The organism is Flavobacterium sp. 9 (assembly GCF_002754195.1).
Lineage (GTDB): Bacteria > Bacteroidota > Bacteroidia > Flavobacteriales > Flavobacteriaceae > Flavobacterium.
This window is the reverse complement of the sequence record NZ_PEEU01000001.1, coordinates 3,730,292-3,747,322: the sequence shown is the minus strand read 5'-3', so window position 1 is coordinate 3,747,322 and position 17,031 is coordinate 3,730,292. Positions and strand designations below refer to the sequence as shown.

11 protein-coding genes are annotated in these 17,031 nt (G+C 32.6%); 2 read left to right on the top strand and 9 right to left on the bottom strand.

Annotated elements, in window-relative coordinates:
- Positions 1 to 4: 4 nt before the first annotated feature.
- The 9 genes from CLU81_RS27125 to CLU81_RS15430 all read right to left on the bottom strand — a co-directional run bounded on the left by CLU81_RS27125 (position 5) and on the right by CLU81_RS15430 (position 13,117).
- Positions 5 to 250: an Lrp/AsnC ligand binding domain-containing protein gene (locus CLU81_RS27125; protein WP_233209719.1), complete on the bottom strand. Its 246-nt coding sequence runs from the start codon at positions 248 to 250 to the stop codon at positions 5 to 7.
- 54 nt (positions 251 to 304) lie between these two features.
- Positions 305 to 1,177, bottom strand: a complete 873-nt coding sequence (locus CLU81_RS27120) for an ankyrin repeat domain-containing protein (protein ID WP_099710628.1) — start codon at positions 1,175 to 1,177, stop codon at positions 305 to 307.
- A 215-nt stretch (positions 1,178 to 1,392) separates the two neighbouring features.
- Positions 1,393 to 2,274 carry an ankyrin repeat domain-containing protein gene (locus CLU81_RS15460; protein ID WP_099710627.1) on the bottom strand — a complete coding sequence of 294 codons (882 nt, stop codon included), beginning with the start codon at positions 2,272 to 2,274 and terminating at the stop codon, positions 1,393 to 1,395.
- 424 nt (positions 2,275 to 2,698) lie between these two features.
- Positions 2,699 to 6,466, bottom strand: a complete 3,768-nt coding sequence (locus CLU81_RS15455; protein WP_099710626.1) for a DUF6443 domain-containing protein — start codon at positions 6,464 to 6,466, stop codon at positions 2,699 to 2,701.
- A gap of 2 nt (positions 6,467 to 6,468) precedes the next feature.
- Positions 6,469 to 8,217, bottom strand: coding sequence for an RHS repeat domain-containing protein (locus CLU81_RS15450; protein WP_099710625.1), 1,749 nt, complete (start codon positions 8,215 to 8,217; stop codon positions 6,469 to 6,471).
- Between the two features lie 75 nt (positions 8,218 to 8,292).
- A complete protein-coding gene (locus tag CLU81_RS15445) occupies positions 8,293 to 9,852 on the bottom strand; it encodes a hypothetical protein (protein ID WP_144444509.1) in 1,560 nt (519 codons plus the stop codon).
- A gap of 7 nt (positions 9,853 to 9,859) precedes the next feature.
- Entirely contained in the window at positions 9,860 to 11,518 is a 1,659-nt protein-coding gene (locus tag CLU81_RS15440) for a T9SS type A sorting domain-containing protein (protein WP_099710623.1), read from the bottom strand.
- Positions 11,519 to 11,792: 274 nt separating this feature from the next.
- Positions 11,793 to 12,377: an outer membrane beta-barrel protein gene (locus CLU81_RS15435; protein ID WP_199174572.1), complete on the bottom strand. Its 585-nt coding sequence runs from the start codon at positions 12,375 to 12,377 to the stop codon at positions 11,793 to 11,795.
- 158 nt (positions 12,378 to 12,535) lie between these two features.
- Complete coding sequence (locus CLU81_RS15430) at positions 12,536 to 13,117, bottom strand: outer membrane beta-barrel protein (protein ID WP_099710622.1); 582 nt, start codon at positions 13,115 to 13,117, stop codon at positions 12,536 to 12,538.
- A gap of 144 nt (positions 13,118 to 13,261) precedes the next feature.
- Between CLU81_RS15430 and gldA the strand changes: the two genes are divergently transcribed.
- Positions 13,262 to 14,158: a gliding motility-associated ABC transporter ATP-binding subunit GldA gene (gene gldA / locus CLU81_RS15425; RefSeq protein WP_099710621.1), complete on the top strand. Its 897-nt coding sequence runs from the start codon at positions 13,262 to 13,264 to the stop codon at positions 14,156 to 14,158.
- A gap of 493 nt (positions 14,159 to 14,651) precedes the next feature.
- Positions 14,652 to 16,775 (top strand): outer membrane beta-barrel family protein, encoded by a 2,124-nt coding sequence (locus tag CLU81_RS15420; protein ID WP_099710620.1) that lies wholly within the window; start codon positions 14,652 to 14,654, stop codon positions 16,773 to 16,775.
- The last annotated feature ends 256 nt before the right edge of the window (positions 16,776 to 17,031 follow it).

Sequence of the window (17,031 nt, the reverse complement as noted above, 5' to 3'; positions counted from 1 at the left end):
TATTTTAGGATTTTTCGAAACCAAAATCCAATTCGTAACAGTAAATTATTAGCCTTTTAAAACTCCAATGCCGTACTGTGTTTAATTTCCCCATTACAAAAATACTGTTCGTATTTCCAATGTTTTCGATAGTCGACAATTTATTCATTACAAAATCCTGATAACTAGCCATATCCTGAACGAGTATTTTTAGCATAAAATCATAGTCACCGGCAATGTTGTAACATTCTATAATTTCCGGAAGTGCCACAATATCTTTTACAAAATTTGTGCGGCACTAGGAATTTTGGATATTATATAGAGCTTAGTACTTTTTAATATAATCTTCCCAATCTTTTGGATATTTCTTTTTAATACTCTCTCCTATGTAATCAGGAATAGGTTCTTTGCTATAGTCTAATCCCTTTTCTTTCAGAAATTGAATTACTTCGAGTTTGCTTTTATACTGTTCAGATTCTAAGTCAATTATACATTTTCGTAATGCTTCTAAAATATAAACTTTATGTCCATCTACCATTTCATACATCATCAAATTATAATCCGCACCTTTTTGTAAGAGATATAAAATAACATCCATTTTTCTAGCTGTAATTGCATCTGAAAGAGGTGATTCTGTATGCCCTAGATTATGGTAATTTATATTTGCACCTGATTCGACCAGAAGTTTAACTTTTTCCAAACTGTTAGGATCTAAAAGATTAATTGCAGCCAACAAAGCTGTTTGCCTGACTTGATCATCTTCTCTAACAGGAGCTGTTTCTATTGAGTTTGGATTTCCTTTATATTTTAAAATTAGCTCCAAATATTTTGGATCATTATTATTAGCTGCAAATATAACAGCTGTACCTCCTCGATAAGTATTCTCGACATTTGGATTAGCTCCTAATATTAATAATAATTTTGTAATTTGAAATTGGCTATTTTTTATAGATAACATCAATAATGTATTTCCAAATTTAGGCTCTCTAAAATCAATATCGACCTTCTTATTATTAAGAATTTCTCTGATTTTAATAGTATCCTCATCATCCACCGCTTTCGCTAATTCCCAAGCAGAAGTATTTTGAAACAATCGATAATCATATCCTAATAAGTTTTCTTTTTTAACGATGTTTTCTCTGTTATTACAACTAATAAAAAAAAATATTGCTGCAAAATATATAGTTAGTTTTTTCATGATTTTAAATTAGCTTTCCCTCAATTTTATACTGAATATTTTACAGCTTTTCTAAAGGATTATGTTTTAAACCTTCCATAACTGAATCATTTAAGTAAATAATCATTACACTCTTGATGTTTAATCAAAAGGAAAACAATTAACCCAGAAATTGAGTTTATGAGTCACACGAAAGTATTTGTGCGGCACTAGGAATTTTGGATATTATATAGAGTTTAGTACTTTTTAATATAATCTTCCCAATCTTTGGGATACTTCTTTTTAATATCTCTTAAAATATATTCAGGAATAGGTTCATTACTATAATCTAATCCTTTTCCTTTCAAAAATTTAATTACTTCGAGTTTGCTTTTATACTGTTTAGATTCCAAATCAATTATACATTTTCGTAATGCTTCTAAAATGTATACTTTGTGACTATCAACCATTACGTACATGATCTTTTTATAATTGGCACCTTTTTGTAAAAGATATAATGCAACATCTAATTTGTCTTGTTTAAATGCTGCTCCAAGAGGCAAAGTTGTATATGCTGGATTACCATCATTAGAGTAATTCATATCTGCTCCAGCCTCAACTAAAAGCTTAACTTTCTCCAAACTGTTAGGATCTAAAAAACTAATCGGCGCCAACAAAGCTGTTTTCCTAGCCTTATCTCTTTCTTTAACTGGAGCGGTTTCTATTGCGTTTGGATTTCCTTTATATTTTAAAATTAACTCCAAAAATTTTGGATCATTATTATCAGCTGCAAAAATTACCGAAGAGGTTTCCCTGTATGAATCTGGCATATTAGGATCTGCCCCCATTTGTAGTAATGTTTTAACACTTTTATATTGACTATTAATTATAGATAACATTAATAATGTACTACCAAATTTTGGCTCTCTAAAATCAATATCTACCTTCTTATTATTAAAAATTTCTTTTATTTTAATAGTATCCCCATCTTCAACCGCTTTTGCTAATTCCCAAGCGGGAGTGTTTTGAAACAATCGATAATCATTCCCCAATAAGTTTTCTTTTCTAACGATGTTTTCTCTGTTATTACAGCTAATAAATAAAAATATTGCAGCGAGGTATATAGTTAGTCTTTTCATGATTTTAAATTATTTACAACTGCTACACCCATTTGATAATGAATACTTTACAGATTTTATAAAGGGTTATATTTTTAAGTCACCAATAATTAAGTCATTTGGGTAAATAAATCACACGAAAGAAGTCGTGAGTGAGTGATAAGAGCTTAGATTTATAAAGTAAATGCACTTATTCAAAATAAAAATACAAATAAGTACCTAATACAATTATGGCGATTATTAAATAATAATTTGGCTTAGTTTTCATTAAAAACACACAAGTTATCGAATGAATAATTCCAATCAATATTATAATATAATACCAATTATCATTAAATCCTGCAGAACCTGAGCCTAGTAAAAATAAAAAAACTAACAAAAGAAACAATATTGTTATAGCCCATAAAATATTTAAAATCAATAAAGTAATAAAGTTTTTCATAATTTATTCTTGAACTGTTACGTTTATATTATATTTATCTTTCATCGTCTTAACGAAATTACTAATTATTGATGCACTTGTCCCCCCCTTTAAAAAAGAAGACGTAAAAGCCTTCAAATCTTTTCCAAAAGTAGTAATAGAATGTGCTTTTTTATATCCTCCCTCATCTGTTTTAAAAGCTCCTCTTATACCCTTAATATCATTTCCTGATAGAGGATCTTTTGTTCTATCAATACTATATGAATCAACACCTTCTGGCGCACTTATATCATTTGATTGATGAGGTGCTATATTAAATACAAAATCAACTTCATTATTCGCGTCAGCAAATTCATTCGCATTTTGTTTAATTAACTCTAGCAAATGCTCCGTATAGCCAACACCAAATGCAGCTCCTCTACTATGTGTGTATATTTGTATTTTTTCAATAATTTTTCCTTGCGAATTTCTTTCAAGTTTCGATAAAATCGATTTGAATTCAGATTTAGTCATTGCTTCATATCCTGCTTTCTTTCTGAGATCTGGAAAGTTAACTCCTCCAGTCTTCCAGGATGAGTTTTCTATTTTATGTGTGTATGATGAATACCATCTATCTCCATCCACATAATGAATCTGCCCTCCTGGATTTGCAATACCTGAGCCAACAACTGTTGCAATAATTTCTGCAGTCCAATAACTTTGACTTCCTCTTTCACTATCTGAGCTAGTTTTTCCATTAATAAATATTGGTAGCTCTCCATCTTTATCTAAATAAATTACAGGACAATTAAATGCATAAACATAAGGAGATGACATTTCTAACAATTCCCCTTTGGGATCAATATTCATCCATCTACCAATTGCTGGGTCATAATTTCTTGCTCCATAATCGTACACATTTAAATCTAGCTCCTTTTGAAATTCTTTCGAATTATATTTCACCAAATAATTGTCCTGTAAATTATCTATATTATAACCTTGATGTTTAAAACCAAAAGGATAATAATTATTCTCCTCCAGAATCTCAACTTTACTTGTTGTTGGATTTTTAGTATAACTTACACGAACGTTTCCTAAATGATCTGTATAATTAAATACATATTGAAAAACATTTGTTGCCGGATTGGTACTTGTGTTTTTTACATATCCTTCTGTTGTTGGAAAAAACTGCAAAACATTGTTTTTATACTGAAAGCCATTTAAGTATTTCGTATTAGTGACAACTCCTTTTTCCGTTACAATTTTCTCGAGTTTCTGCCCTGATGCATTATAAATATACTCAATATTACCAGTTGTGACAAACGTAATTTTCTTAGGTAAATTGAGATGGTTGTAGATTATTTCAGTGATGCTTTTGTTTTGATCTTTGGTTAGATTTCCGTTGTCATCATAGGCATAATCATCTTCGGTATCATTATAACCATTACTGTCGTCTTTGAACCCTTGCGGGTTGTTTGTCGTATCTGTTACTTTCATAAGCTGGTTAGAATTATTAGGATAAAAATATCCCAGATTGTCCATATTATCTTCATAAGGATTACTTATTGTTCCAGCCATAAACTTGCGTTGCAATTTCATAATATTTCCGTTTTTATCATAGTCCATATTCTCTCCAAAATAGTTTTTATTATCAGTAAGTTTTGGTGTTTGATAGGTGGCATTTTTCAAACGATTTAAAAGGTCGTATTGATAACCATAACCATGCAAGATTCCTCCATCAGAATTTGATGTCCAAAAAGTTTCAGCTATATTACCGTTGTAAAGTGCCTTGGTAACAGCTGAATTCCCTTCAGTTGTATTGTAGTTTATTTTGAATGCAAATAAATCTTTCGGGTCTGAACCTTGTTGTAAATTAGCGGTTTTATTAATCTCCGTAAGCCAGCCTCGTATATTATAGTTGTATCCTATTTTCTGTAAAGGGCTTCCTGTAATGTTACCTACATTTTTACCAACAAGCTGTCCTAATGCGTCATAAGTATTATCTGCAAGAAGTTGTTCTTTTTCCGTACCAATTTGGTGTGTATGAGTCAGTAAGCGATTTTGCGCCGTATAGGTGAATTTTTCTTTTACAGTAATTTTTGCTCCTCCACTTACCTGTTGATGTTCAGTCATATTGCTAAGTGTCTTTCCGGTAAAATCAATTTCGCTATCTGTATGACTGATCCCTCCTAAATAATTTTTTATATAATTGCTTATCACTCTTCCTTTACTGTCATAAAAAATAGTTGCTGTTTCGCCTGTTATCGCCGACGTCGTTGTAAGGGTTCTCGTCCAGTTTCCTGTAGCAAGACCTTTAGTATTTGTTAACGTTTTTTGTCCTATAATTTTAACTGGCATTGCCTGAGCTGCGGGAAAAGTATAATCATCATAATAATTCACTGTCAAAAGTTTAAAACTAGTTGGCGCTATACTATTGTTATAATTAGTAGCAATACCATCGATCGTAGTTGCTTTTTTAGTCTCGAACAAAATGGTTGCCGAATTTTGAGCTGTCTGTAATGTATTCCTGGTAACTGTGTTAACACTCTGACTATTCCAACCGGTATAAATAGGTCGGCCAAAAACATCGTATTTGGTAATAAGCCAGCCTGCTGTTTTATCTGCTGTAAAGGGCGAAAGTGCAGGACCTGTAGCTACTGGTCTGCCTAATTTGTCATAAACAATAAATTCCCATTGTTTGCCGGGTAATCTCTTTTCGACTAAACGCTTTTTGTTGTCATATTTATATTGATAACACAAACCGTCTAAAACTGTCTGATTTATGGTGCTATCTGCTTTTGGAGGAATTACATAAGTCAGATTTCCATATATATCATAAACATAATAGGTATCATGTTTAAGTCCTGCGTTGTAGGTTCTCTTTAAAACGATCTGCCCTTCTTTATTTTTAAATTCTATTGTTGAGCCTGAAGATTCACTCGGATTTACTCCAGAGTTCTCATCGTAAGTTACATTTTTGTATAACTCATATTCCCCATAAGTCCCTGCGCTTGAAAAAGCAATATCATACAATCCTTTAGCTGCTTGCCAACTTGTAGTTACTTTGTATAATTTTACTGCATCGCTAGAAATATTGGTCTGGTACTCTGATTTTATAGTGTTTTTTTTAAGATTACTCATCGCCCAATCATTTCCTGGTGCCGCCTGTTCTAATACTCGATTAAGTGGGGACGGTTCAAATCTTTTTTCAGAAAATGGATTTAGAGTTTTGCCATATTTATCGATATTATAGAAGCTTAAAACCTTATTTAGAGCATCTTGTGAACTCACTCTTGAATAAGTATTACCCGTATTAGGAAGAGAAAAAGGCAAATATTCTTTTCCTTGTCTGCCAAATCCATCATATTCAATATGTGTTATAATATCTGAAGCGTCTCCGCCTTGACGGATTGCATTATTTTGCACAAGTCTGCCTAATCCGTCAAAATAAGTGATACTTTCCTGTACATCTCTATTGCTTTTAATTCCTTTAACGGTCGCCATTGGAGATTGAAAAACACGTGTGTATATGTAATTATCATTTTTAGAAATAGACGGATTAACAGGAATAGCAATATCCTGAGCGACTGAACTTATCCTGGCTGTAAAAGTACTTCCGGCTTGTATAAATGTGCCAGGTCCAAAAGTGATAGTCTCGCTTGCAATTAATGTAACAGAACCTGTAGCCGCTGTTACCGTATAACTGGTGGCAGGTTTTTCTGGTTTTGATATGACTGCGGGTGTCTGGGCATGTAGTGCAATCGTTATAAAAAACAATAAAACGACTGTATATTGGGAGATATTTTTTATCATAATTATTGATTTATATAATGATATTGACTTTCAGAAAGTAAATTTCCTTGCGCATCTTTTACAAATTGTAACCTTCCTAAACTGTCATATTCATAAAATGTAATTAATCCTTTGGGGTCTGTTACTGATGTAAGTCCTATAAGAGGTTTATAGGTATAAGCGGTTATCATTGCATTAGCCAGTGCTGGATCCTGATACAACTTTTTTATTGCTGCAGACATTTGCGCTTCTGTTCCAGTATTTGAAGATGCCGTTGTTAAATCATTAATCAGACCTACCGGAATACTTGTGTAGGCAACATTTTCTATTTTGGCAGCAGGAAGCGTTTTGTTGTAGCCCCAGATAATAACTGTTGGCTGGGCTCCCTCAAGCGTATATTGCAAGAGATTGCCTTTGTCATCATATTTATCGTAAGATATTTTTTTGTCTGTAGCAGCAATTAAAGCTGCTGCTCCCAAGTTTTCAAGTACTTGTTTGGGCAATAACAAATTGCTTGTCGCTATACTTTTATCATAGATAGTTTTTTGCTCTGATAGCTTAGTTAATCCTCTAAAAGCTTGTGTTCTTAAAATTGCTCCAACCTTGTTTTCAGCGATTAACTCTTTTACAAATGGTTCACTAGCCATTTCACTATCTTGTGGATAAAAATATTTGGTTTCAAGAACCTCTTGATTCGAATTTGTTGCTGTTTGAGATGTTAGCTGCAAATGGGATGGATTTTTATAATTGTAGTTTATAGTATTTACTACTGTCCCGGTTAAGCTATTTGATGTATTATAAAAATAATTCGATATTTCAGATGATTTTTGATAAAACCATGGAATTGGAATATTATAATTTGCTAAAACGTAAGCTTCTGATAAGGACTGAGGAACGTTACAATCCATCAATATTCCCAATATTAAAGGCTGCTGTTTCGGATTTGAATTTTCTGCTATATCAATAAATACTCTTCGGTCTAATTTATATCCTTTTACATATGCTACCTTAGAATTGTCATCAAAATAGGTGTTCTTTTCTTTTCGAACAATGAAATTATTTTTCCCAATCGTTTTAAATTCGCTCTTTTCTAAAACTTTTCCTCTTTTGAATCCAAAATTAATTAGTAATCCAACATCTGTCCTTGTCCAATCTGGGTCAGTAGTAAACTCATATTGGGTATACATATTCTCAGTCCCGCTCAAATTCACGGCAACCTCCTTGACATATTTGTAGATAATGGTATTAGACTCTATTCCTTGTTTAGATTTTGAATTAATATAGTATCCTCTTGTGTAATCAACTTTATAAAGGACCGTATTAGACGAACCTTCCTGAGGGCAAATTCCTTGTTTAAAATTTGCAAATGCACTAGAAATAAAATCGACACTTAACTCATTAATTAACTTGCCACTACTTATTGTATTGTTGTCTTTATCAGTATACTCATAAGCTTTTTTCAAAAGAAGTTTATCATCTGAATCATAATTTTCGATACTTTGAATTCTTAATCCGGAAGCCACAATATTCTTAGGAGTTATATTCTCATCAGAGTAGTTTATTATAGCGTCGATTCTCATATCTGCGCCATAAGATTCTAAAGCAATCACACAATCTCCGGCAGCTAATGTGACAGGAATTGTTATCTCTCTGTTTTTGTTGATTTTACCTGAATCAAACAACAGTCTGTCTGAATAAACCAACACTCTACAGTATTTGTACTTAATTACCTTATCACTGGTATCTCCCAAATTGGTTATTCTATAAGTCAAATAACTATTTTGTGGTTTAAAAAGCTGTTTATGAACTGTTTTATATTTTAGACAATTTCCACCCGAAATACAATTTTATCCTTCAAAGTCATGTTCTCCATCCGGATCCTCTAATTGTCCCGGAGCGGGATTATTTGCCGGTCCTGTACCAGTTATTGAAGCTTCAGTTGTTTGTATTGAGTATTTATTTAATTGATCAATACCATAAAAAGTATTGGGTTCGTAATTAAAACGAGATGATCCTTTAGTAGGATAAAATATCTGTTTTAAAATTCCTGCCTGAACTGTGTTCGTATTTACTTCTCTATTTGCTGTACCCACTGTCCGTACTACCGGCGCAAGCAAAATATGTTTGGGTATAAGATCAGAATTTGTAGCTCCATTATAATAGCCATAATAATCCTCTGATTTAGAATCCTTAACAGGCAGCACGATATCTGAATAAACAAAACGATGTTCGTTTGAATTATTAACCTCAAATATTCGATTAAGCTTAAGTCTTTTGTACCTGTAAGCGTTTGCTCCTATATAGCTTTCATTAAAATAAGAATAGTCAAAAGATACTTTTTTAATCAAATTAAATCCATCAAATGCATTCTGACTTACTTTAATACTTTCAAGATATCCATTTTGATTTACCAAATCCAACCTTCCTTTTTTGAGTTCAAACTCTACCTTGGTTTGACCATCATTAAATATGATTTCCTTTATCTTTTTTGTACTTGTAGTTGTGTTTTCATTACTTTTTCTTATCTGCCCCACTTTCTGGGTTGTCGTACCATAAGTACAACCACAGTTTACACCTTCTTCAGTTACTCCAATACTTTCAGATTCGCTGTATTCAATTACATTACCATCATCCTGATAGGTGAATTTTATTTTATTGTTTTTTGACGTTATAATTTCATCAACATACCACGCACTTGTGTACTCATCATGATGGGTAAAAACTCTTACTGATTTCTCGACAGTACCTTTAAACAAATATTTATTTCCTAATTTATCAGTAATTGTGAAATTTGAAATATGTACTCCATCACCGCCTATTTCAACCTTAAAAGCATCAGGCGGAAAAATTACAGGACTTCCATCATTTATATAAAAACTTCCGTTTACAGTGGACGATGAAAGAGAATAAACATCCTTTACTTTTGATTTTACATATTCTTTTAATTGATTACCGGAAAAATGATAAGGATGATCAAGCATAAACTGTTTTACGTACGATCCGTCTCGCTGAGGATCATTTATTCCACCATCATTTTCATCAACACCGTCCCTTACACTCAAAATTATTTGGGCACCGGTATTTAAATTCCAACCTAAACCAACCCAAGTCGCTTCCTGATTGACTTTAACTCCTGAAGCATGATAACTTAAGGAAATTGGTATTTCCATGTTGTCCACTTTAATACGATAAATTGGTATTGATATTCCCGGGACTCCAGTCGATAAGTCTACAGGATATTCTCCATATTTTAAAAAAGCTGCTGCTTCAGGAGATTTTGGAGTAAAGTCAGGAGCTTTGAATCCATCATCTGATGTCGCTTGTGCCGCCCCATTTATTGAAGTGATTAAAACAATCACCAAAAAGCAAAAGATTTTAACGTGATTTTTTATAGTTGATATATACATTTTACAATTATTTATTTGTTATTCTTTTTATCACCTTCACACCATCACTCTGTACATTCGTCTTTATGTTGATCACATAAATCCCTTCTGCGTAGTAACTAAAATCAATAGGAATGGTTTGCCCTGATATATTAAATTGCTTTAGAATTCTGCCCGCCATATCAACAACAGTTGCAGTACCTGTTTCATACTCATAGCCTATTATGATATTGGTATAAGTGACCACAGGATTAGGAATTACTTCTATGCTTTTTCTTTTGAGCTTATCCGGTTTTAATTGGTCTTTTACTTTTACAACCCAAAAATCATTACCGCCAATACTGGAATTTTTATTCTTTGAAGTACTTGATTTTGATGTTCCCGCCATCAGATATCCGCCATCTCGGGTTTCAAACAATTTTTGCAATACATCTTCTCCATTACTTCCTATTATTTTCTTCCAGATTTCTTCGCCTTTTTCGTCAATCTTCAAAGCGATATATCCTTCTTCTTTATTCTTTTTAGTAACCCCTTTCGCTTTACTTATTATTCCTTCTCTTGAAATATTTTCGCTCTGAGAATATCCTCCAACCAAGTAAGTCCCATCTGTATTTTCAATTAGTGAAGTCAAAATATCTGTCTTGCCAAAATCATAGGTTTTACTCCATACAACTGCTCCTTTTTCATCTAATTTTAAAACCCAGTAATCTGTACCATTACTAACAATACCGCCCAATGAAGTAATCGGACTGGTACTGTTCGAATTTCCTCCTGCTATGTAGCCACCATCTTCTGTTTGATGAATTACATACAATTGATTATCGCCATTACCTCCGTAACTTCTTTGCCATTCGATTGCGCCTATATTGTTGATTTTTAGAATCCAGTAATCTCCTATTCCTTTAAGGGCTTCTGTTTTATCACCAGATTCGGGTGAATTAGAATATCCGCCCAAAATATATCCGCCGTCTGTAGTTTGCTCCATACTTCTTAGTATATCTGCATATTCTCCCCCATATGTTTTTTGCCATTCTATAACACCTGATTTATCCAGTTTTACAATCCAGTAATCCATATTACCACGACTCTTTTCTGATTTTCTATAGAGATCCGGTTTATCTAATGAAGATGATCTTTCGATTAAATCCTCTGTTATTTCCGGACTTGAAGATGATGAACCTTCCAACATATATCCTCCGTCTCTTGTCTGAAAAGCGCATAAAAGTTCATCCTGACCGTTGCCGCCAATAGTTCTTTGCCATTGCTCTGCTCCCGTTGCGTCTAGTTTTATTACCCAATAATCAGTGCCTCCTTTGCAGGGATCTTTTTTCTGAAAATCATTTGGAGAATTAGAAGTTCCGGCAAGAATAAAACCGCCATCTCTCGTATTCTTAATACTTTGTAGTACATCAAATCCGCTTCCTCCAAAACTTTTCTGCCAATCTAGATCTCCAGTTTCATTCATTTTCCAGATCCAGTAATCCAGGTCGCCATTATTGTTTCCTTCTTTATTACCGGTTTTATCAGATAAGGAACTTCCTGCCAGTATAAAACCATAATCAGCTGTAGGCTGCGCATCAAAAAGATAATCGGCGTGAATACCACCATAGGTTTTTTCCCAGAGGATATCTTGGGATTGCATTATTAGAGGAAAAAGGAGTAAGAGCAGTAAGTAATGATTTTTCATATTTTGATATTACATGATGGAAAAACAAATTAAAAATTGTAAGTTTTAACTTATTTTTAAGAATGTAATACTAGGGAGATTAAATATGAACCACAATACCCACTTTTGGTGATTTTTCATAAAAAACAAAACCCTCTGGTTAGAGGGTTTATAATTGAAAAACGAAAAGTGTATTAAGATTTAAAAGTGCATTTATTTAAATCTCTTTTTCTATAAAACAAAAAAAGCATCCGCCGCCGCGAATGCTTTTTCAAAATTTAAATATATTCTAAAATTAAAAATTCTTTGAGATCCCTACAGAAAAAGCCTGACCTAAACTAAAATTAAAGGTTTTAGAATCACTTCCACCATTGTCAAATTTTAAGGTATTATATCCCAAACTACCAATGTTGAAGTTTAAACCAAAACCTTTACTAACATTGATAAAAATAGCAGGAGTTACGCCAACATATATTCCGTCGGCTTTATTAGTCGTAACAATACCAACTTGGCTTTCACTACTATCTTTTCGATTTTGAAAGCCTAAACCTAAATCAGTATAAAATGAAAAAGTTTCATTTAATGGTTTTGTATATCGAACGAAACCTCCTAATGTAAAATTATTTGATTTTTGCAATAAACGATTTCCATCTTCATTTTTTAAAGTTCCAACAGAACCTTCAATTCCCGCAGTCCAGTTTTCATGAAACTGATAACCCACTTTTGGAGAAAAAGAAAAGAAATTTTGTTTGTTATCCCCAGCCGCATACGACGTTTTCTGAGATTGATAAGTAACACTTCCCATAACTAAAACTGAACCTTTTTGAGCATTTGCAAAGCTAAACATAGCTAAAGCAACAATAAGTAACATTTTTTTCATAATTCTTATTTGTTTAAATTCAATCAATATTTAACAAGAACAATGCCACGGGATTTTAAGCATAATTTAGTAACCTACAGATAACATAAACCTCTAGAACAAAAAAAAAGCATTCGCCGCGGCGAATGCTTTTCTGAAATTGAATATAAAACTTAAGATTAGAAGTTTTTAGAAACTCCAATGTTAAATGTTTGTCCAAAATTGAAGTAGAATTTACTGTAATCTGCACCGTTGTTATCATAACTTAGTGTTTCATATCCTAAACCACCAATACTGAAGTTAAGACCAAAACCTTTTTTCATGTTAATGAAAAGAGCTGGAGTTATACCTACATACATACCATCTGCTTTAGATTTTGCGTAAGCATTTCCAGGACCGTACACTTTAGATTTAGCATTTTGAAAACCAGCACCCATATCAGCAAAAATAGAGAACGTTTGGCTTAATGGCACTGAATAACGAACGAATGCTCCTATTTTGAAATTATTATCTTTAATTTCTCTAGTTCCATTGTCATCCTTAGCAGAAGCTACTGTAAATTCACCCCCAACAGTCCAGTTGTCATTAAATTGGTAACCAACTTTAGGAGAAAAGCTAAATTCATTGTTTGTAGCTTCACCAAATTGATATTCTGATTTTTCAGAAGTGAATCCGATGTTTCCACCAACTAAGATTGTTCCTTTTTGTGCATTTGCAAAACTGCAGATAGCCAATGCAGCCATCACTAAAATTTTTTTCATTGTAATTATTTTTTAATTTACTTTCCTTTTAACAATAACGATGCCGTGACTGTTGGCTTTTAAGTTTTTTTTATGATTTCTTTAAAAGATAAAAATGTAGCAATCGAGCGTATTTCTGTTTACTTTTGTAGCAAATAAAAAGTCATGTCGATAGAAGTAAACAACATATCAAAAAGTTACGGATCTCAAAAAGCTCTAAATTCAATTTCGTTTTCGATTCAAAAAGGAGAAATTGTTGGATTTCTTGGTCCAAATGGTGCAGGAAAATCTACTTTAATGAAAATTTTGACCACTTATTTATTGTCAGATGATGGCTCAGCCCTTGTAAATGGTCACGATGTCATGACAAACGCTAAGGACGTTCAACGTTCGATTGGATATTTACCAGAGCATAATCCGTTGTATTTGGATTTGTATGTTCGTGAGTATTTGGCTTTTAATGCCGATGTTTACAAAGTATCAAAATCAAGAATCGAAGAAGTAATTCAACTGACAGGACTGACACCGGAAAGTCATAAAAAAATAGGACAATTGTCTAAAGGATATCGCCAGCGTGTGGGACTTGCCAATGCTTTACTCCACAATCCTGATGTTTTAATTCTGGATGAACCAACTACCGGACTGGACCCGAATCAGTTAATGGAAATTCGAAATGTAATTAAAAATGTTGGTAAGGATAAGACAGTTTTTTTATCCACTCACATTATGCAGGAAGTTGAAGCTATTTGTGATCGTGTCATTATTATTGACAAAGGAGAAATTGTTGCCGATAAAAAATTAGACCATTTAGTATCTGAAAATAAAGAGCAAGTTATCGAAGTAGAATTTGACTATCAGATCGAACAACAACTTTTGGCAAGACTCCCAAATATTACTTCTTATATTAACATTCACGATATGACTTGGGAATTAACTTTTGTTGCCGAAAAAGATATGCGCCCTGCAATATTTGATTTCGCTAACGAAAACGGGTTAAAAACGCTTCAATTGAATCAAAAAAATAAAAATCTGGAAGCTGTTTTTAGAGAAATTACTAAGTAGTTTTAATTTACAGTCTCGGTTTTACACACAAAAAAGCAATTTATTCTAAAATAGAATAAATTGCTTTTTTTATTGAACATCGTTTCTCTTTGTTGCTTTTTCCTGAAGTGTTAAGCCTTATTTTTACTGGCTTTACTGTCAAAATTCTGCTTTAATTCTAAACTTTTTACTTTTTTACGAAATCACGAACAACTAACTATCAGCGCATTAGTATTTCTTGTTGCAAATTTTAACTATATTTATTTAGACTTAATATAAATAGTATTATATTTGAACTCTGAAACTCTAAATTTCCTGACATGTTATCAGCATTCGACCTCATAAAAAATAATTTTTCTAAGCTATTAAATTACTTTTCGCTTCTTCTAAATACAATTTCTGATAAACTCGAACAAATAGTTTTAATGTAGAAAACGCTGCCTGAAACGAGTTTCTTCTTCTCGAATAAAAAATTACATCAAAATCCACATCCAAAAAAATCAATCAATATATAATGAAGAATATTCTAACATCTATCATGCTCGCATTTTCAGTCTATGGATTCTCTCAGACCGAAAAAGAAAACGACAGCATTGTCGAAACCTCGATCAATGTTTTAGATGAAATTGTTATTACAAAAAAGAAAGTTTTATATACTCAAAAGTCAGACAGATTAGTTTTTAATGTCGAAAACAGTATTGTTTCTGAAGGCGGAACCGCTTTAGATGTTTTATCGCGCGCTCCGGGAGTTGTTGTATCTCAGGATGGCGAATTATCGATTCGCGGACAACAAGGTGTTGGCGTGATGATTAATGGTAAATTGACGCAGCTTTCGCAAAAAGAACTTGCCAATTATTTAAAATCTACAACCTCATCAAATATCAAACAAATTGAAGTTATTACGAATCCTTCTTCTAAATATGATGCCACCGGAAAAGCCGGAATTATTAATATTATTCTAAAAAAACCAAATGCGGGCGGTCTTAAAGGAACGGTTTTTACCAATTATGGAAGAGGTCGAAAAAATAGAACGAATTCTGGTGTAAACCTTAGTTACAACAAAGAGAAATTTGGCGTTTACGGAAACTACAGTTACACTTTTAGAGGCGAAGAGGAACGTAAAGAATTCGATCAGAATCAATATACGGATAATACTCGTCAAACAATTTCGACCAAAAATCATCAAACATCAACGACTGACGAGCCTTTGACTTCGAACAATTTCAAGATAGGAACAACTTATGAAGTTTCTCCTAAAACGAATTTAGAAGTATATGTTGACGCAAAATTGGGACGTTACGAAAACATTGCAAACGGTAGAAATACATTGGTTAATGCAATGGATCAAGTTCAATTTGACGCTTCTACCTATAATGATAGTAAAGAAAAATGGAACGATTATACATATGCTTTTTCCGGAGTTCATAAATTTAATACCGAAGGAAAAAATATGTCTTTTGATTTTGAATATGAAACTTCAAAATTCAGATCGAATCAGTTTCAAAGTGCTACAAATATAGATCCTTCAAATGCGAATACTATCAATGACCGAAGAGGTTTTATTCCGTCACAATTGAGAGTTTTTACCGGAAAAGTTGATTTTACAAATCCTTTAAAAGAAAAACAATCTATAGAATGGGGTTTTAAAGCTAGTGTCAAAAACAATGACAATCCATCTGTTTATGAATATAAGGATAACAATCAATGGATTATTGATCTTAATTCGACGAATCATTTTGAGTATAAAGAACAAATTTATGCGGCTTATGCCAATTATAAATACCAACTCGAAAACTTCAATATTCAGGGTGGTTTAAGAACGGAATATACTGCTATAAATATTTTGCAGAAAACCTTAAATGAAGAACATAAAGACGATTATTTAAAATGGTTTCCGAGTGTTTCTTTAAAATATGAATTAAGTTCTAACCATTCGTTGCATGCTTCTTACAGCAAAAGAATCAACAGACCAAGTCAGTTTGATTTGAATCCGTTCCGATTTTATGATGATTCGTTTAACTATTCTCAGGGAAATCCAAATTTGATTCCTGAAATTACACATTCAACTGAAATTGGATATGCTTGGAAAAGTGCTTTTATGGCTTCTTTATATTTCAGCAAAACCAAAGATGTTTTTACAGAAGTATATGTATATAATCCGGCGAATAACACAACGGTAACTTCACAAATTAATGTGGACAAATCGTATAATTACGGCGCTAATATTACTAATACTGCCGAAATTTATAAATGGTGGTCTATAAACACGCTTTTCAATATTTTCGAAAATAAATTTATGGGGAATGTTGTAAACACAGATAAAATTGATCCAATTATTACTTTGAATTTAAGCGTACAAAACTCTTTTACAATAACTGAAAGCTGGAAAGCCGAAGCAAACGCACAATACCAGTCAAAATCTAATCTTGGCATTTATGAAAGAGATGCTTTCTTTGATTTTAGTATCGGAATTTCGAAACAGGTTTTATCTAATAAAGGAAATATCAAATTGAATATTACTGATATTTTCAACACTAATAATTTTCACATCAATTCGGTTATCGCCCAAACAAGCATCAATAAAAGATATGATCTTGATAACCGCATTGCAACAATAGCCTTTACTTATAGAATATAATATTTGAATCTTTGGTTTCCTTGTTTTTGTTTTTTTTTTGAATGAAAGAGCCTGTTTGTAGTTAGCAGGCTCTTTTTATTTTTGTGCGCAATTTAACCGCAAAGAACGCGAAGGATTTTCGCAAAGTTCGCAAGTTTTTTTGCTCGCAAAGACGCAAGGACGCAAAGAGATTAAACTTTGCGTCCTTGCGTCTTTGCGTGATTATTTCTCTGGCAAAACTAACAATTACAATAAGTTACTTCTTAAACAAGAAAAA